The organism is Nitrospira sp. Ecomares 2.1, assembly GCF_965152585.1.
On sequence record NZ_OZ224219.1, the window covers coordinates 780,268 to 799,523 of the forward strand.

The window sequence follows — 19,256 nt, forward strand, 5'->3', positions numbered from 1 at the left end:
GATTGATGGGAGGAGTAGCGTCATGGTTCCTGTAAAATCTTGTATGGTCCCTGTAGATAAAATTGTCAAAGTTGACCGGGACATTTTGGTCAAGACCGCTGCAGAAATGATGCGGGATAATGGAATCGGGAGTGTGATTGTGACCAGTGGAGAGGAAATCATCGGCATTTTAACCGATACGGATTTGGTTCGACGTGTGGTTGCTGCGGGTGCGGACCCGATGCGGACGACGGTTGAAAAAATTATGTCTGCTCCGATTGTCAGTATCGAGGGAGATCGAACCCTGTTGGATGCAAATGATCTCATGGCTAAAGAACATATTCGGCACCTGGGAGTGACCCAGGCTGGGAATATGGTGGGGATGATCTCCGTGCGGGATCTCGTGGTCTTTTTAACGAATCTTCCTCGAAAGTAAGGACGAGTATGGGATTTCCCGTTCATCGTTTACGTCGTTTGCGGCAACATGAATCTCTTCGCCGAATGGTCCGTGAGACCCAGCTGAGTCCCGCAGATTTCATCTATCCTTTGTTTGTGACCTTTGGCGAGAATAAGCAAGAACCGATCGTCTCGATGCCTGGTCAATGGCGGTGGTCTGTGGATCAGGTAATTCAGGAAGCCAAGGATGCCTGGGAATTAGGGATTCCTGCCGTTATCCTGTTTGGAATTCCTGAACACAAAGACGAGCGTGGATCTTCCGCCTATGAGAAGGAAGGGGTTGTTCAACGTGCGGTACGGGCGATTAAAGATCATGTCCCCGATTTAATGGTGATCACCGATGTGTGCATTGATGAATATACTTCCCATGGCCATTGCGGAATTGTTCGAGACGGCCGGATTCTGAATGATGAAACGCTAGAATGTCTTCAGGCAATGGCACTGAGTCATGCGGAGGCGGGAGTGGATATGGTTGCTCCTTCCGATATGATGGATGGCCGGGTCGCCGCGATTCGACAGGCATTGGACCAACAGGGACTCTCTGAGATGCCCATCATGGCCTATTCGGCTAAGTATGCTTCCGCGTTATATGCCCCGTTTCGCGATGCGGCCTTCTCTAGCCCATCTTTTGGTGACCGACGGTCCTACCAAATGGATGCAGCCAATGCGAGAGAAGCGTTGCGTGAGGTGGAACTGGACATCCAAGAGGGTGCCGATATCGTGATGGTGAAGCCAGCCTTATTTTATTTGGATATTATTCGACGGGTTCGTGAACTTGTGGCCGCTCCCGTGGCGGCGTATCAAGTAAGTGGCGAATACAGCATGATTAAGGCTGGGGCACAACTAGGCTGGATAAATGAAGCTTCGGTGATGATGGAAAGTTTACTCGCGATTAAACGCGCAGGGGCGGACCTGATTCTCACGTATTTTGCCAAAGAGGCTGCATGTCTCATGAACCGTGATGGTTTATGAAGATTACTCGAGGATTACCTACGGTTCGTCCCGCCTCCTGCCCTGTTCTGACCATTGGCAATTTTGATGGGCAGCATTTGGGACACCGTGCTCTTGTCCAGGCTGTTGTGAATTGCGCTCGGCAGGTCAACGGATTTCCTGTGGTGTTGTCCTTTGCTCCCCATCCTGTCGAGGTGTTGCGTCCAGGATCCGTCCATAAATTTTTATCTGAGGATTATGAAAAAATAGCATTCTTTGAACGTCTGGGAGTCGGGGAACTGGTGATTCTCCCTTTTACGATGGAGTTGGCCAGTCTGGGGCCGGATGAGTTTGTCCAGCAGGTTCTTCGTGACGGGCTTGGGATCCGAAAGCTATTCGTGGGAGAAAATTTTGTATTCGGTAGGGGACGAAGTGGTGGAGTGAAGGATCTGATTGAACTGGGGGCCACAGCAGGTTTTTCTGTTGAGCCGATTGCTCCCTTGATTGTGGGGCAGGAGGTGGTAAGTTCGACACGCATTCGCAAATGCCTGACAGCTGGAGATGTGGGTCAAGGTGCCCAATGTTTGGGGCGCCCCTATATGTTAGAGGGGATTGTGATTCCCGGTGAGAAACGTGGGAAACAGTTTGGATGGCCGACGGCCAATCTTCGACTTCCAGTGCACCGAGTTCTTCCTGCGGATGGTGTGTATGCCACGCTGACAGTGTTTAAGGGGGAATGTCTGGATTCCATTGCCTATATTGGCACGCGGCCGACGTTTTCTGAAGAGGAACGTTTATTGGAAGTACATATATTTGATAAGACTCTTCAGCTATATGGAGAAGATATTTCAGTGCATTTTATTGAAAGTGTGCGAGGGGATATGGTGTTTGCCAATCCCCGGGACCTCGTGAGTCAAATGGACCACGATGGTCAGCGAGCCAGGGAGATTTTGCGGAACTATTCAGGGCGACCCCGAATCCCTGCGGTTGTTCAGGGGGGAAGTGGATAGATGAATCGTTTAGTCCCCCTTCTTGGAATGGAATACAAAATTGACCAGGCCATTCGGGCAAAGGGCTTATTGGCGTCTGGAGATCGGATCGTGGTAGCGGTTTCTGGCGGTCCGGATTCTGTGGCCCTTTTTAGGTGCTTAGTGGAGCTGCGAACTCGGTGGCATTGGGACATCTGTATCGGTCATGTGGACCATGGATTTCGGGGACCTGAAAGTGAGGGGGATGCGAAGTTCGTGGAGGCTTTAGGCGAGAGATTTGGAGTGACCGTTATGGTGCGCCGGCTTTATCTGAATAAATACGATGCAAAATTGAAGAAGAAATCACTTCAGGAATATGCCAGAACTGCGAGATATCAGGCATTAGAACAAATGGTTCTTGACCGAAGGGCGACAAAGTTGGCGCTCGGGCATACGGCAGATGATCAAGCAGAGACGGTTCTGATGTGGATGCTGCGCGGGTCTGGAACCGGTGGATTGGGAGGGATTCCTCCAAAACGAGGAATGCATGTCGTTCGTCCCTTACTTGATATTCATCGGAGTGAAATTGTGGCGTATCTGGAGGAGAAGCAGGAGGATTCCAGAGTGGATTCCTCTAATATTCAACCTGTGTACCGCCGGAATCGCATTCGTCAGCACCTGATTCCTCAATTGAAACAGTATTCGCCGGGGATTGTGAATGTGTTGACCCGGCAGGCACATATACTTCGTGATGAGCATGCATATCTGGAGACATTAGCGGATGAAGCCTTTCAGCGCACATGTGTGTCAAATCGCATGGGAGAACGTCATTTTGACCGTATGGCGCTCTTAACCGTACCTTTACCTCTTCGTCGAAGAGTGGTCCGCCAGAGCCTTCAGATCCTTGCAGGACACCATCGGGGTCCGAGATTCGATCTTGTAGAAAGGGTATTAGACCGTATAGAGCATGGTCAGTCAGGTTGGACGATTACATGTCATGGAGTGCGGATTGCTCAGGAGTATGACCGTTTGGTGATGGCCTCCTGTGAGGAAGTGAATCAACCTGGAACGGATTATTCCAGCATGATGGTGACGCCTTTATCCATCCCTGGTGAGGTGGTTTGGCCTCTCACAGGAGAGCGTTTTTCGATTTCAAGAATATCCTCTCCCGTAACGGATGGCCATGCGAACCAATCAGAAGTTTATCTTGACCCTGCGAGATTTACTCCTGATTTGATGTTACGAAGGTGGGCGCCTGGGGATACTTTTTGCCCCAAGGGGCTTGGTGGGAAACAAAAAAAGCTGCAGGATTTTTTTTCGGATCTTAAAGTACCCCGTTCAAAACGGACCAAGGTGCCTTTATTGGTTGCGCCTGAGGGAATTGTCTGGATTGGTGGGTTACGAGCAGATGAACGGTTCAAGGTTTCATCATCCACAACTTCGGTCATTATGGCCAAGATGATCATGTAAGATGGAAGTCTCTATGAATCAAATATTTGGGAAACCCCTCGTGACGCAAGAAGCCATGAGAGCTCGCATTAAGGAATTGGGAAAGCAAATTTCTCTGGATTATCAAGGCAAGGACCTCCTCGTTGTTGGGGTCCTCAAGGGAGCCTATGTGTTTTTTGCCGACCTGGTTCGGGTTATTCGATTGCCGATTCAGATTGATTTTCTAATTGCCAAAAGTCACAAAGCAATAGGGAGTTCGGCAAAAAATGTGAAAGTGTGGTCAGAGTTGACCGAAAAGATCAATAACCGCCATGTGTTGCTGGTAGAAGATATCGTTGATTCTGGAGTCACCGCTCAGTTTTTAGTCAAAAATTTAATGAAGAAGAAACCAGCCTCCGTGGCTGTCTGCGCGTTGATTAGTAAGCCTGCCAATCGTAAGGTGGAGGTTGATTTGCGGTATGTGGGGTTTGAAGTGCCTCCGACCTATCTTGTGGGATATGGGCTAGATTTTAAGCAAAAATATCGAAATCTTCCCTACCTGGCTAAACTCGATCCGAATTTGGTTCAAGAAGACCCGCAGTCTTGATGCGGTTGTCAGCTATAAAAAGTGCGTGATAGAATCAATTGGTTAAGCTATTGTTTCGATAGTGTGGCTCATTATGACATTTGAATTGCTAAGGGGGTTACCCTCGGTATGAATTCTCGGGTGAAAAACTTACTGTTTTGGGTCTTTGTGTGTTTATTCATGATTTTGTTATTCAACCTCTTTACGGTGCCAAATCAGCACCCGGAAGATCCGGTGATCTTTAGTGATTTTATGGCTCACCTGGAAAAAGGGGATGTTGAACGAGTCATCATCAAGAACAATAATATCAGCGCGATTTTGAAAGATGGTACCAGGATCCAAACGTATTCTGTCGAGTATCCAGATTTAGTTAAGGTCTTACAGGAAAAATCCGTACAAATTGAAGCCAAACCACCTGAAGATAATCCATGGTATATCACCTTCCTGCTCTCTTGGGGGCCATTTGTTCTATTTTTGGGCTTGTGGTTTTTCCTGATGCGTCAAATGCAGATGGGCGGTAATCGGGCTCTGTCATTTGGAAAAAGCCGTGCGCGCCTCCTGACAGAAGAGAAGAAAAAAATCACATTTGCAGATGTGGCGGGGGTAGATGAAGCTAAAGAAGAAGTCGTGGAAATCATTGATTTCCTGAAGGATCCCGCAAAATTCCAAAAATTAGGCGGGCGTATTCCTAAGGGCGTTCTGATTGTGGGACCTCCAGGGACCGGAAAAACCTTGTTGGCCAAAGCGATTGCCGGTGAGGCAGGGGTGCCATTTTTCAGTATCAGTGGATCGGACTTTGTAGAAATGTTTGTCGGGGTTGGGGCTTCCCGGGTTCGAGATCTCTTTGAACAGGGGAAAAAACATGCGCCCTGTATCATCTTTATTGATGAAATTGACGCGGTAGGACGACTACGGGGCGCAGGTCTTGGCGGAGGTCATGATGAACGGGAACAAACACTGAATCAATTGTTAGTGGAAATGGATGGGTTTGACACGACGGAAGGTGTGATCCTGATTGCGGCCACCAACAGACCGGATGTGCTCGATCCTGCCTTGTTGCGACCAGGCCGGTTTGATCGGCAAGTTGTGGTGAATCGTCCTGATGTTCGTGGGAGAGGGGAAATTCTCAAGGTTCATACTAAAAAAGTTCCTGTCTCCTCAGATGTGGATCTGGAACAAATTGCCAGAGGGACTCCAGGGTTTTCAGGGGCTGACTTGGAAAATCTGGTCAACGAGGCGGCTCTGTGGGCAGCTCGCCTTGACAAAAAGTCTGTTGACCAGATTGATTTTGAAAACGCCAAAGATAAGGTGTTAATGGGTGTAGAACGTAAGAGCATGGTTCTGACTGAGGAAGAAAAGCGTACGACAGCGTTTCATGAGGCTGGCCACGCATTGATGGCGAAACTCTTGCCAGGAACGGATCCTGTTCATAAGGTCACCATTATTCCTCGTGGACGGGCTCTTGGCATGACGATGCAATTACCCATCGATGATCGACATAGTTACTCGAAGGACTTTTTGTACAATACGCTCTCCATTTTATTTGGTGGGCGCGTTGCAGAAGAATTGATCTTTAAAAGTGTGACGACTGGGGCGGGGAACGATATTGAGCGGGCCACTGAATTGGCCAGGAAAATGGTCTGCGAATGGGGTATGAGTGACAAATTAGGTCCATTGACATTTGGAAAAAAAGACGAAGAAGTTTTCTTGGGTCGTGATTTTGGTTCACGCCGAGATTTTAGTGATCAAGTTGCGTTAGAAATCGACAAAGAAGTCAAACGCCTGGTGATTGAATCTTATGAGCGAACGACCAGGATGCTGACCGAGCACATTCATACATTACGGGCCATTGCAGAAGCGTTGTTGGAGAAAGAGGTGTTAGACGGTATAGAAATTGAAAAAATCGTTCAACAGTCATCTTCCCTTGAGCAGGCTGCCGCAGTATAACGGATTTTCTGATGTGCTTTTCATTCAGAATAGCGATGTAATTCTATTTCAAAACTGAGCAGATTTGTTTTTCTGCTCGTTCCCCTTTTTTATGAATAATAGGTTGAAACGCCTGCTTCCATTCAGATCAAACTTCCCTATCCCTCGTGGATGAAGAGCATTTTAACACGGGCCCCACCAGCATTGTGGTGGATTTGCCTAGCGAACTTAACCGCCAAACTTTATCCCCCACGTATTTTTGTTGAATTTCTCGATTTCCTAGCCATTCAAATCATTGTGCTTTATAAGATGGAGAGCCTTATATGATTATTAGAGCCAATCATGGAAATGATTTTGTCAGCAGCCAGGGGCTTTGAAGCCCATGTCTGTTCCAAAGTCCATATTTCCTGAAATTCGCTGTCGGGAGAAAAGAATGCCCATTGGGTCAAAGGTGTTAATAATGGGTATATTGAACGTGACCCCAGATTCATTTTCTGAGGATGGGCGGAACCTCAAAATTGGGGCAGCCATTGAGCGGGCACAACAGATGATTGCCGAGGGGGTGGATTTGATTGATATCGGTGGGGAATCGACGAGGCCTGGAGCGTCATATGTGGACGAGGATGTGGAAATAAAAAGAATCTTTCCCATTCTGACGGTTTTGAGGAAACTTACCAATATCCCACTTTCTATTGATACACGGAAAGCTGCCGTGGCTCGGAAGGCGTTGGATCTCGGGGCCGATATCATCAATGATGTGAGCGCTCTTCAGGATGATCCTCGGATGGCTCAATTAATTCAAGAATACGGAGCGGGGGTTGTCCTCATGCATCGGCAGGGCCATAGCGTAAATATGCAGCATGCACCACAATATAATGATGTCGTGGGTGAGATAAAGAACTTTTTATCTGAACGGGTCTCCATGGCCCAATCGATGGGGATTCCGGCAGATCATATTTTAGTTGATCCGGGAATCGGGTTTGGGAAAACCCTCAGTCATAATTTAGAAATTCTCCGTAACATTGGGGAGTTGCTTCCATTGGGACAACCTATTTTAATTGGGGTGTCACGGAAGGCATTCCTTGGCACGTTAACTGGAAGGCCGGTTGGTGAACGAGAATTCGGGAATGCTGTTGCGGTGGCCGCTGCTGTTTGGCAGGGAGCACATATGGTACGAGTCCATGAGGTGGGAGCCATGCATGATGCCATTTTGGTGGCTCAAGCTTTACAAAATTCGTGCGACAAGTAGTATAGGAGTATATTCTCCAAGCGGCGTTTCCACCCGTTTGTTCTGCTTATAACCGTCGTGATGAGCCATATGCCCAATATTGGTCGCCCCCTGGGCGATGCCGCAAAGAATGACTGTCCTTGATTAAAGTGGAAATTTTTGAATTTTCTTTCCAATCCCTTGATTTGCTAATGGGTGGAGAGACAGAGAAAATACTCCACTACTCAAATTGTTTTTTGGCCTGCGAAAATTACTAGGAAAGAAAAGGGAGCCACATGGGGAAACTATTCGGTACGGATGGGGTGCGTGGGGTCGCGAACCTGGATCCGATGACCAGCGAAATGGCGATGAAATTAGGACGGGCGGCGGCCCATGTTTTCCGAAAACGAGATGGACGACATAAAATCATCATTGGTAAAGATACTCGTGTGTCCGGGTATATGTTGGAGTCGGCCTTAACTGCCGGCCTGTGCTCCATGGGTGTGGATGTCTTATTAGTCGGACCCTTACCGACCCCAGCAATCGCGTTCATGACCCGTAGCCTGAGAGCTGATGCCGGGGTGATGATTTCTGCTTCTCACAATCCCTATCAGGATAATGGCATCAAATTCTTTTCGAATGACGGGATGAAGCTGCCGGATGAACTGGAACATCGAATGGAAGACCTTATTCTTTCGAATGAAATTGAGCATATTCGACCGACGGCCGAGGCCATTGGGAAAGCTTATCGCATTGATGATGCCGAAGGACGATATATTGAGTTCGTCAAGCGCTCGCTTCCGCGTGAAATGGATTTTCAGAATATGCGAATCGTCTTGGATTGTGCCCATGGAGCGGCTTATCACGTTTTTCCAAAGGTCATTCGTGAACTGGGAGCGAAGGTTTGGGTGATGGGTAATGATCCTGATGGTCTCAATATTAACGACGGGTGCGGTGCAGTGCACCCGGAAAGATTGCAGCAAATGGTTCGAGACAGGAAGGCCGACCTCGGTATTGCCCTGGACGGAGATGCGGATCGGGCGTTGTTTGTCTGTGAGCAAGGACAGGTGGTCGATGGAGATCATGCTCTCGCGGCTTTTGCTCTTGACCTCAAAAGACTAGGCCGATTACGACACAATACGGTGGTGGGAACCGTGATGAGTAATTTTGGGTTTGAGGTCTGCATGCGAGAAGCTGGTATCAATCTGATACGAACAGCAGTGGGGGACCGATACATTTTAGAGCGGATGGTGGCTGAAGATTATAATCTGGGTGGAGAACAATCCGGCCATATGATCTTTTTGGATTATCATACGAGCGGTGATGGGATGATCTCCGGCTTGCAAATGCTGAAGCTGATGCAGCGGGCTCAAAAGCCACTGTCGGAAATTGCCACGTGTATGCATTCCACGCCTCAGGTGTTGGTGGGGGTCACCGTTCCCCGTAAACCGGACCTGCAGACCCTTCCACAGTTACAGCAGGCGATTCAAGACAAAGAGCGCCTGCTGAATGGAACCGGACGGATCCTTGTACGCTATTCCGGTACGGAACCGTTGCTGCGAGTGATGGTCGAAGGGCAGGATAGCATGGTTATCAAGGAGATTGCGGAAGATTTAATCACGGTGGTGAAGTCCTGCATTCAGTAAGGATTAGAGGGTCTCTCGCCATTATTTCAGTCGTTTGCTCCAATGAAAGATTTGGCATTTAGGAAGAAATAGACGCAATAATCCATATGGCCTGCTTTCCTCCAGCCTCAACCATTTGAGTTAAGTCCCTTGCTTCTTTTATGGGCATGGTCTCCTGGAGACGGTGGAAGGCCATACTCTGCGCTTAATTATGGGGTCTTTGAGTAAGGAAACCTTAGTAGGCCTTGAGATGAGCTTCATTAACCATATGCGCTGTCCTATGTGATACTTCTTGGAGTGGTGTCCTACCTCACCGGGCTTTGGCTTGGTCCGTTTCTTACCTTGTTTCCCCTGTCACTTCTAGGGGCTCTTCTTAGTTTTGGGTGTATCCTTACCTGGTTTGAACAACAGAAACGTGTAACACGACAGACAGGATTTATCCTATTTGCGCTTGTGGTAGGAGGAATCGGTCATGCGCATTGGGCATCGATTGCTCAGTTGGATTCGAATCTAGTTGCTGTGGTCGAGGAGCAGTCAATTTTTCTTGAAGGAAGGATTGTGGCCCCCGTCCGGCAAACTCCAGATGGGCTCATTTTGCTGGTGGAGGCGACTCGATTGGTGAGGCAGGGAAAGGAGCAGGTGGCTCAGGGCCGAATCCGTCTCACCTGGCGGGACCCCGGTGAGTATTCATTGGTCTATGGGGATCACGTTGACTTTATGGCCCGAGTACGCGAACCCTATGGCACAATGAACCCTGGCGGGTTTCATTTTGGGCAATACCTTAAACGGCAGGGGATCCATGCTGTCGCGACTGTGCAAGGCCCGGAAGCCATCAGGGTTCAGGATGCCCAAAAGCGGACTACCCGTGAGTTGATCTTAGGTGTTGTGGATCGTTGGCGCCAAACGATTCATCACGCGGCAGTGTCCAGTCTCAGAAATCCTGCTTTGGGATTATTCCTGGGGATGGTATTAGGAGAACAGAGTTATATTGATTCGGACATTCGAGACGCATTTATGGCCAGCGGAACCGTGCATATCCTCTCGATCTCTGGATCTCATTTAGGCCTATTGGCTTTGTTGATTTTTGCCGGGGCACGATGGACCTTCCGCCATTTACCAATATTCTGGCTTGAGCGACTATCCTTACGACTTACCGCCACCCGCTTTGCGGTCCTCATCACATTGCCCGCCGTTTCCTTTTATACCTTGCTGGCTGGTGCGGAAATGGCGACGGTCCGTTCCTGGATCATGATCGTGGTGTGTTGTGTCGGCATATGGTTGGGAAGGGAGCGCAATTTGGTGACAGCCTTAGCCGTCGCCGCCCTCCTGATGGTATTGCCGCATCCGGAGGCCATTCAGGATATTTCATTCCAGTTATCATATCTCTCAGTTGCGGCGATTGCCCTCGTGGTTCTGGTGCGAAAACAGAAGGAATCCAACCTATCGGGATTAGATGAAGCCTTCCCACCGGCACAACCGACCTGGGTCGTGGGTCTCTGGCATAAGGTTGTGCTAGCCTGGCTGATCACTCTCGCAGTCAGTTTGGCCACCTTGCCTTTGGTTGCCCATGACTTTCATCAAATACCCTGGCTGGGGTTATTTGCCAATATGGTGATTGTGCCCTTGGTTGGCGCGTTGATGATTCCTCTAGGTCTGTTGTCAGGAATGCTCGTCTTAATGGGGGGGGGAGGCACTCTTCCCTTGGCTAGTGTCAATCAATGGGTCTTTGACTGGCTCGCGCAGGTCGTATTGATGCTCTCACATATTCCGGGAGCGACTTGGTATGTCGCATCGCCGAGCCTGAGTTCGATAATCGTCTTCTGGGGAATGCTGGCTGGGGTTGTGGCCCTGTGGCATCGGCATCTGTTCCGATGGGGGTGTGGGACAATCCTGCTCGCGATTCTGCTGTGGTGGGGATGGTCGCCACGCACCGGGTGGGATCCGGGAACCGTACGAGTTACGTTCCTGGATGTGGGGCAGGGTGATGCCACCCTCATTGAATTACCCGACGGTCAAACCGTGTTGATCGATGGCGGACCATCCTATCGACGATTGGATATGGGACGTGCGGTCATCGGGCCGTATCTCTGGAATCAGGGTATCCGGCGGCTGGATCATGTGATCGCGACGCATCCGCAATGGGATCATGTCGGCGGATTACCATGGGTGTTGGACACCTTTAAAGTAGGACAGTATTGGGATAATGGCGTCTCTCGGCCGGAACAATTTTTTTCTCGGCTCCACTTGGCGGTAAAATCCGCCGGGCTTCGGGAACAGATACTTTCGGCAGGAACTGTCATTGTCAGCTCAGGACCTTGTACTCTGATTGTGCTGAGTCCTTCCCGCAGCGAACGGGCGGAGAGGTATAGTTCCTGGACAGTGTCTAGTGGAAAGGATCTCAATAATCGATCGCTCGTTACCAGACTCGAGTGCGGGAACCATTCCTTTTTGCTCACGGCCGATGTGGAACAGCAATCTCTTGATGATTTGCTGCACGTTTCCAATGGTTTTTCTGCTCGCATCGTGAAAGTGCCGCATCATGGAGCGAAAAGTTCTCTGAACCGTGAGTGGGTGAATCGACTTCAAGCTGAAGCGATGGTTGTTTCGGTTGGAGCCCACAACCGGTATGGCCATCCGGCTCCCGAGGTTTTGGATGCGTATAAAAAGCGAGGCCTTCCTTTATACCGGACTGATCGGGATGGGGCAGTCTGGTTCACCGCGACTCCCGGTTTGGACGACATGACGGTGAGAACAGCAATGGAGGAAAGCCTGCTCCAGGTTCAAGCTGGTCCGGGTATGTGGAGAGAGGAATGGGCCAATTGGACTCGGATAAGAAACCGATAAACAGGGTTTTCCCATAACACCCTATGTGGGCTTCAGGGTCATTTTCATGCTTGACCTTCTACCCACTTTTGATTCCATCTGGGATGTTTTACGATAGAATTCTCGAATCCGTCAATTGCTGAGGGGTTGGATCTTTTCCCGCATATTGGGAAGAGACGTGTGTTGAATTTGTATTAATTGTTTTAAGCCACCATAGAATAGAGGATATACGGTTAAGCCTCGGATACAATATTGTATCAAGACGGGTTGTCGGCATTAAAAGGAGTCTCATGGCAAATCAAGAGCAATTGAAGCTCATCAAGGTGGGTGTGGACCCCTGGAATGCCTGGAGAAAGGCGAATCCTTCCAATCGCGTAGATTTGAGTGGTGGGAATTTTTCCAAAATGGAATTGTCCGGTGTCGATTTGGCGGGTGCCAACTTGCAAGATGTCAATTTCAATCACGCGGATCTTTCAGGTGCCATATTGTCCGGGGCTAATTTGACTGAGTCCAGCTTGTTGGAAACGAATTTAACCGGCGCGAACTTGGAAAATGCGAATGTGAGTGACGCGGACCTTCTCCGGGCCATACTCATACAGGCGAATCTTGAGCGGGCACATCTCGCCAAGACGGATTTAACAGGGGCAAATCTGACTAAAGCGAATCTGACTGAAGCGAATCTTCACCTGGCCAATTTGCAGGGTGCAAAACTCACCGAGGCTAATTTGGAAGGATGTAAACTTCGAGAGGCAAATCTGGACCAGGCAGATCTCGCCGGTGCCAATCTTGGTCGTGCTGATCTGGCGCAGGCCAATCTCAAGCAAGCCAATCTACTGGGTGCGAATGTTGAAAAGGCTTCAGTAATTCAAGTGGATTTTCAGGAGGCTAATCTTCAGACTCTTGCCAACATGACGCTCCTCCAATTGTCAAAAGCCAAATCGTTGCGGCAGGCTCAACTTGACCCGCTCATCTATGAACAGTTGGTAAGGGAGTATCCCCATATAGGTGAACAGGATTAGGTAAGAGGCATTGGTAGGTATCAAGAAATTTCTACAAGTGAGGGAAAAATATGATGGGGTCTCGAAAGGTCATGCCAACGTTGGATAATGTGAGTTTTGATGGGGACCTCGCTAATCTGAGAGGAAAAGACTGACCATTTTTTATGGTGTAAGTAGAACGAGGGTGGTCGTTCAGAAGGTCCGCAATGAACAACAGGTTGGCTGCGGAATTTCAAGGAGTGCTGGGTTTGAGCTAGTCGCCTTCTTACGTGCGGATGCCGCTGACTATCTGCAGAACCATGGCGGTGAGGAACATGAGACTGATACCGGTGAAGACCCCATAGGCCGATTGGACCCGGCGTGTGGCAGTGTAGAAAATCGTGGTTAATGAAAAGATGACGTATAACAGTGAACCTGCAGCTAAGGCAAAAAACATGATAGTAAAATAGTAGGATACTGCGAATCCGCTGATCAAAGTCCCAAGACACGTTGGTAGGCCTGCTATCAATCCCATCAAAATGATATCTTTGAAACTTGGTCTTGATTTTCCAGCCGAGCCAATAATGGCAAATCCTTCTGTCCCATTGTGTAAAGCAAAACCCATGATGAGGACACCACTTAAGACCCATTCACCTTGCATATAGGCGGCGCCGATCGCTAGGCCTTCGCCCAGGTTATGGAGGCCCATTCCTAAGGCGATCATATAGGGTAAGAACAGCTTTGATGGCTCCGTTCTGTTCCGACCCTGTTGGCGTTGCTCAATGAGCACCAGACCAACAAACCCGATCAATAAACTTCCGAGAAAGGCAACCCAGGATAGCGGATCCGTCGCGCCGGTGAATTCTACGGCTTCGTGCATGAGGTCAAAAAAGAGATAGACAAGCACACCGGTGGCGATTCCGGTTAAATAGCCTTCCCAGGCTCTGCTCATGGCCTTTGCGATGACCAAGGCCAGGATGATGCCAAGGTAAATCGGGAAAAGTCCCGCAATTGCGCCAAGCCCGATTAATGGTCCAATTGTTTCCATGAAACAAACCTATCAAATATTAGAGTTTGTTGGCAATAATGAAACTTGGTTTCATTTTCATATTATAAATAACATGGGATCAAGGATCAGGGAATCTCGGATGTATGAATGGCTTCAAATAGTGCTCGGGTTTGAGAGAGCGGTTCCCATTTCATGATGCCCAGCGAGTCATCGACATAGACAGGATGTCGCATGCCATTGAGCACAGAGGTTACACCTGGGGTACTGGCTACTGCCCAGATGGCTTTACGGGCAAAAGGTTCTTCCCGTTTGGAATCCGGTATGAGGGGGTCTATGAGCTTACGAATTTCAGAGAGTTTCTTCGCACTTTTATGCGCGGCCTCCATGCGCATGACCTTGAGGAGGGATACGAGTTCAGGGACATAGCGATCCCGCCACGATTCCCATATTTGTTCTTCTTCCTGTTTGCCGGCGAAATGTCTGGTGAGTAGTTGGAAGACCTGATTGGCATGAGGGGCAATCGTTTGTGATTCGATTTGGTCCCAGTGCTCAAGATTGTGGATGGACGGACGAATTCGTTTCAGTTCTTCGGCCCAGTTGAAATAGTCCAGTGGAGCAGCTCCTTTTTCCGGTTTGGGGACCTGGGGTGCTAGCACCTGCTTGTAATCGTGTTCCAGCGCGGCGACTTTTGGGTGCTGGGCATCAAAGTTCGTATTGGAAATTTCCGCTTGGGGATCTGCGAGACGTATCATGCCTCCGCCTTTTCCCGGAATGGCATTCAGAGGCCGGTTCACCAGAACAGCAATGTCGGCTTCTTGGGCAAATGCCAGGACCGTTTGCGACTGTTCAGGTCCGGTATTGGGGGTGAGCAGGGCTCCCGATTCAAATATATTCATTGGGAGTTGCAGAACACGAAAATGATGGTGAGGGAGGCCGGCATGTTTCGCGGCAGCCTCAGCGGCCTTGAGCATACGAGAAAGTGATGTGGCTTCGGGATTATCGGGTTTGGCCGTGCAGGTATTGGAGGAGATCCCATAGTATTGCAAACGGCCGGCGGCGATTTGTGTCTCCAGATAGGTAAAAGCTTCTTGCAGACGCCGATAAAACTCCTGCCGGAGATCCTCAAGTCTGAGTGGATCAATTGATAAGTTCCGGTTCTTGGCATCAGACAAAAAATATTCTGGATTGTGCAGGAGACAGACATCCAGGGTTTCCAGCCCCAGTCGGTCAAGAGACAGAATGAGTTGTTCCTCTAGAAATGAAGGATGGAGACAATGCCAGATGCCCTCGCCATATTTGACCATTTCGGGAAACGGTTTCCCGGCCTGTTCCCTGGCCTCGGCGCGTGTAATATTATTTCCCTGCACATAGCCGATTTTTGAGACCACAATGATTTCATCGCGGGAGATCCTCTGCTTAGCAACAAGATCCTTGAGCACCACACCGACCAACCGTTCGCTTCCACCGTCGGCATAATTGGTGGACGTATCGATAAGGTTGCACCCGCCTTGTAAAGATTTTTCAAGAGCCCTTCGGTGGTCTTCCACTCCAACGTCGATCCGGTAACCACCAAAGCCTATGCGAGAAGTCGTCAATCCGGTGGAACCCAAAGACGTATATCCATGAGGAGAAGGGCGAGAATCCTGTGGGCTGGCAAGGATTCTGGCTACGTATTGCCCCGTTCCTTGAGGAGTGGCATGTCCGGAAAGGCCCTGGGTGGTCAGTGCTTGCAGGGGTGGTTCTTTCGTGTGTGAAGTGGTGGTTCCCTGAGGATGGCTCAATGCGTCAACGACCTCTTGAGGATCGGTGATCGGAGCCTGACAGGCAAAGTTTTTACAGACATACAGCGCGGATTTCCCATTCGCCAGATTTTTTCCGGCCAAAAGGGGATGAGTCGGTTCACCATTCAGCTCCTGCTTGTAGGCCAAAATGCGGTAAGGCACAAAACACGCATTCACTGCTGAACGGAGTTGGTCGTATAGCTTATCGCCGGGAATTCCTACAAGGGCCAACTCGATAGGGCCTCGTAATAAGAGGTCTACGACCATGAGACTTTTGGGAAACCCTCTGGGCACCTGCCCGATTTGTTGTCCATAGGCACGAATAGCATTGGTCGCGGCTTTCCGAAAGTCTTCACGATCACCGTGAAATGATAGGCGGGCCAAAGCCGAAGCGGCCACCGCATTTCCACTGGGAGTTGCACCATCGGCGCCTTCCCGTCCCCGGATAATTAAGGCTTCATGATCAGTGGGGGTGGTAAAAAATCCACCGTTGTCCCGATCTTCAAAATCTTCCAGGATACGTTCAGCTAACGAGACCGCCTCATAAAGGTACCGTTCCTGGCCAGAGGCTTCATAGACGTCGATCATGGCTTCGGCCGCATAGGCATAATCTTCCAAACAGGCATTGAGATGGGCATGCCCTGACCGATAGGTGCGCCACAGCCGGCTCTCCGGACGTGAAAGTGTGGTCAGAAGAAAATCGGCGGCACGGATGGCACCATCTAGATAGGGTTGGTGGTTAAATACTCGACCGGCTTCGGCCATTGTCCCGATCATCATGCCATTCCAGGCGGTGATGATTTTATCATCAAGTCCAGGTGGGATTCGTTTCAGACGTGCCTGGTAGACTTCCGGGCGCACACGGCTTATCGTGTCTCGTAGATCCTCGGTGGAACAGCCTAATTCCTCTGCGACCGTTTCTAGTGATTTCGTTGTGCGCGGGATGTTGGTGTGTTCCCAATTGCCTTCCTCGGTGATGTCGTAATAGGCGCAGAAGCGGGTGGCGTCTTGTTCATTTGTTATGAGTTCACGTATCTGTTCCGGCGTCCACACGAAAAACTTCCCTTCTACTCCTTCGCTGTCCGCATCAGTTGCTGAATAAAACCCGCCTTCCGGTGCGGTCATTTCTCGCAAAATGTAATCTAAGGTCTCCGTGGCGACCTGGCGGTATCGATTTTCCCCTGTGACTTGAAAGGCTTCAACGTAGGTCCGGGCGAGGAGGGCATTGTCATACAGCATTTTTTCAAAGTGGGGGGCTAACCATTCATCATCAGTGGAATAGCGCGCAAATCCGCCGCCGATATGATCGTACAGTCCTCCTGCGGCCATGCCATCCAAAGTTTTGGTGACCATGGCGAGTATTTTTTTCTCCAGACTGCAGTGGTACTGACGTAAGAGAAATGAGAGTCCGGTGGCGGGCGGAAACTTGGGCGCTCGTCCAAATCCCCCATAACGTGCATCAAAATCACGGGCAAATTGCTTGACGGCATTTTCAATCTCGGCTGCACCAACGGCAAGCGGAGATGCAGGTTGTAGAGCGGTTCTCAGACGCGTGGTGAATCGACTGGCTTGTTGGGTGATGTTGGATTGATCTTTCTTCCACCCTTCCCCAATGTTTGTCAGAATTGATCCGAATCCCGGACGACCATAGCGGTCCGTAGGAGGGAAATAAGTTCCTGCAAAAATCGGATCCTGATCGGGGGTGAGGAATACGGTCATGGGCCACCCACCGTGACCCTGGTTCATGGCAGTGGTGGCCTGCATATAGATTTCATCCAAATCCGGCCGTTCTTCCCTGTCCACTTTGATATTCACGAAATACCGGTTCATCAGTTCCGCGATGGTCTGATTCTCAAACGATTCCCGCTCCATGACGTGGCACCAATGGCAGGCTGAATAGCCAATGGAGAGCAAAATTGGTTTATTCTCTTTCTTTGCCATATTCAGCGCTTCCTCGCCCCAGGGGAACCAATCTACTGGATTGTAGGCATGCTGAAGGAGGTAAGGGCTGGTTTCGTGACTCAGTCGATTGGGTTTGTGCTCTGTCGTGGATTCAGACATAAAGGTTTTTCACTCAACGTGATCAGGATAATAAAAATTGGAGACGTAGTACTATCTAGCAATACATAATTTAGGAGAAATACTATTTTTGTTGGTTTCCGAGGCTTCGTTCATACAGCAAAACCTTCCAGCCATCCTTTTCCGAAATGAATCCTTTGGGTTGAACAACAGGAAGCATCCCGGTTCCGGGGACCCGGCCGGTCTGTCCCATGCTTCCGTTTTTGAGGACCCACATCATTTCACCAGGTGTTCGATAGGTGTTAAACTTAGGGTTGGTGAAATTTCTCGGTTGAATGGGAAGGTTTTTTGCCGCCGGCCCATCCCCCATTCCTTCCGCCCCATGACAACTAATACAACCCCCACGTCCCAGAAAGATTTCTTTTCCTTCCGCCAGGATTTCCGGAGTGGGCTCAATGGGAGGTTTCGCCGATTTGGCTTTGGCGATCTCATTCGAAGGGACCCGGGAGATTTTGATGTTGAATTCACCGCCTGCGGTACCATACCCAGCAGGGTTGGCAGACCAGGCAGGTGGCGCAAGCATGGTGGCGAGGATAAAGCTACTTCCCAAAATAAGCCGGTAGTGATTCATGCAAATCTCCTTCAATGCAAATTTTGGATAGGCAGAAAGAAATTTAATATTGTGGAAATCACTTGCGTTCTTCACCATGTATGATCTTCTAAGGTTATGCGCTCAAGGGTAAATAGGATACCAATCATCAAGGTGAGGGGCAAACCCCGCCTTTAATCACTTGTTTTAATTAAGTCGGCATTCTCTCTTTTCGAGTAATAACAGTTCTCTTGCTTAGTGGACAGTTGTGTTACAATTGGCCAAAAATTTTCCTTGAGCTTTGGCATTATGGCATTAAACGAGCACAATCGACGGAAATTTGTGGCTGGCATGAGTCGGCGGATTTCGAAGCTACGCGACCAATCTGAGCAAAGCTTGGACTTTGCTATTGAAACAATGTTTCAAGAGCGAACTGAGGCCTATCTGCATGTTGAGCAGGGGTTGATGGAGGTTGATCGGATGTTGGGGCTGGTTGAGGGGGAGTTGGAGGATATTACCGAACTGACTACCGCCCAGCGCTTGGAATCCCGGTTAGAATTTATTGAAGACCGTTTTGAAGAGTTTGAGAGCGAAATAAGGCAGCGTCCCCGCCGTCGACGGCACAAGATCAATCTCTTTAATTTCTTTAAGGCTGCCGGAGGTGGAGGAGGGGAGGGAGAGCCCACTTCTGTTCGTGGAGAAATTCGTTCGTCCGTCCACGCCTATGAAGTGCTAGGGGTTGAGTTTGGAAGTCCTTTGCCAGTGGTAACTCGAGCCTTTCGTGAGCGGGCGAAGAAGATACATCCTGATATCCGACAAGGCGACCGCAGTTCCGAGCCGGAACTGCGGCGAATTATCGAAGCCTACCAATTCCTCAAAACCGACTATTTCGGCGGTACGGCATCAGATTCTGTCCAGCGGCCATTCTGACTGTTGGCCAGGCTTTTTCCCCC

General features: G+C 49.5%; 14 protein-coding genes. 11 read left to right on the forward strand and 3 right to left on the reverse strand.

Annotated features, from left to right (window positions below; all coding sequences use genetic code 11):
- Positions 1–22 precede the first annotated feature (22 nt).
- From ACWHYD_RS03695 to ACWHYD_RS03740, 10 genes are all read left to right on the forward strand, one after another.
- Positions 23–415, forward strand: coding sequence for a CBS domain-containing protein (locus ACWHYD_RS03695; RefSeq protein WP_447964569.1), 393 nt, complete (start codon positions 23–25; stop codon positions 413–415).
- An 8-nt stretch (positions 416–423) separates the two neighbouring features.
- Complete coding sequence (gene hemB, locus ACWHYD_RS03700) at positions 424–1,407, forward strand: porphobilinogen synthase (protein WP_447964570.1); 984 nt, start codon at positions 424–426, stop codon at positions 1,405–1,407.
- Positions 1,404–2,375 (forward strand): bifunctional riboflavin kinase/FAD synthetase, encoded by a 972-nt coding sequence (locus tag ACWHYD_RS03705; RefSeq protein ID WP_447964571.1) that lies wholly within the window; start codon positions 1,404–1,406, stop codon positions 2,373–2,375. Before hemB ends, ACWHYD_RS03705 begins: the two co-directional genes overlap by 4 nt.
- Positions 2,376–3,803 carry a tRNA lysidine(34) synthetase TilS gene (tilS, locus tag ACWHYD_RS03710; RefSeq protein WP_447964572.1) on the forward strand — a complete coding sequence of 476 codons (1,428 nt, stop codon included), beginning with the start codon at positions 2,376–2,378 and terminating at the stop codon, positions 3,801–3,803.
- A 13-nt stretch (positions 3,804–3,816) separates the two neighbouring features.
- On the forward strand, positions 3,817–4,368 hold the full coding sequence (hpt, locus tag ACWHYD_RS03715; RefSeq protein ID WP_447964573.1) for a hypoxanthine phosphoribosyltransferase: 552 nt from the start codon (positions 3,817–3,819) through the stop codon (positions 4,366–4,368).
- Positions 4,369–4,476: 108 nt separating this feature from the next.
- Positions 4,477–6,294, forward strand: coding sequence for an ATP-dependent zinc metalloprotease FtsH (gene ftsH, locus ACWHYD_RS03720; RefSeq protein WP_447964574.1), 1,818 nt, complete (start codon positions 4,477–4,479; stop codon positions 6,292–6,294).
- Between the two features lie 439 nt (positions 6,295–6,733).
- Complete coding sequence (gene folP, locus ACWHYD_RS03725; RefSeq protein WP_447964575.1) at positions 6,734–7,522, forward strand: dihydropteroate synthase; 789 nt, start codon at positions 6,734–6,736, stop codon at positions 7,520–7,522.
- A 254-nt stretch (positions 7,523–7,776) separates the two neighbouring features.
- Positions 7,777–9,126 (forward strand): phosphoglucosamine mutase, encoded by a 1,350-nt coding sequence (gene glmM, locus ACWHYD_RS03730; protein WP_447964576.1) that lies wholly within the window; start codon positions 7,777–7,779, stop codon positions 9,124–9,126.
- Positions 9,127–9,387: 261 nt separating this feature from the next.
- Complete coding sequence (locus ACWHYD_RS03735) at positions 9,388–11,949, forward strand: DNA internalization-related competence protein ComEC/Rec2 (protein ID WP_447964577.1); 2,562 nt, start codon at positions 9,388–9,390, stop codon at positions 11,947–11,949.
- A gap of 269 nt (positions 11,950–12,218) precedes the next feature.
- Positions 12,219–12,947 (forward strand): pentapeptide repeat-containing protein, encoded by a 729-nt coding sequence (locus ACWHYD_RS03740; RefSeq protein WP_447964578.1) that lies wholly within the window; start codon positions 12,219–12,221, stop codon positions 12,945–12,947.
- Positions 12,948–13,191: 244 nt separating this feature from the next.
- On the opposite strand, the gene ACWHYD_RS03745 is transcribed toward ACWHYD_RS03740, so the two are convergent.
- The 3 genes from ACWHYD_RS03745 to ACWHYD_RS03755 form a co-directional block, all read right to left on the reverse strand.
- On the reverse strand, positions 13,192–13,953 hold the full coding sequence (locus tag ACWHYD_RS03745; RefSeq protein ID WP_447964579.1) for a ZIP family metal transporter: 762 nt from the start codon (positions 13,951–13,953) through the stop codon (positions 13,192–13,194).
- A gap of 86 nt (positions 13,954–14,039) precedes the next feature.
- Complete coding sequence (locus tag ACWHYD_RS03750; protein ID WP_447964580.1) at positions 14,040–17,756, reverse strand: aldo/keto reductase; 3,717 nt, start codon at positions 17,754–17,756, stop codon at positions 14,040–14,042.
- A gap of 82 nt (positions 17,757–17,838) precedes the next feature.
- Positions 17,839–18,345 carry a c-type cytochrome gene (locus ACWHYD_RS03755; protein WP_447964581.1) on the reverse strand — a complete coding sequence of 169 codons (507 nt, stop codon included), beginning with the start codon at positions 18,343–18,345 and terminating at the stop codon, positions 17,839–17,841.
- Positions 18,346–18,612: 267 nt separating this feature from the next.
- On the opposite strand from ACWHYD_RS03755, the gene ACWHYD_RS03760 reads away from it, so the two are divergent.
- A complete protein-coding gene (locus ACWHYD_RS03760; RefSeq protein WP_447964582.1) occupies positions 18,613–19,233 on the forward strand; it encodes a J domain-containing protein in 621 nt (206 codons plus the stop codon).
- Positions 19,234–19,256 lie beyond the last annotated feature (23 nt).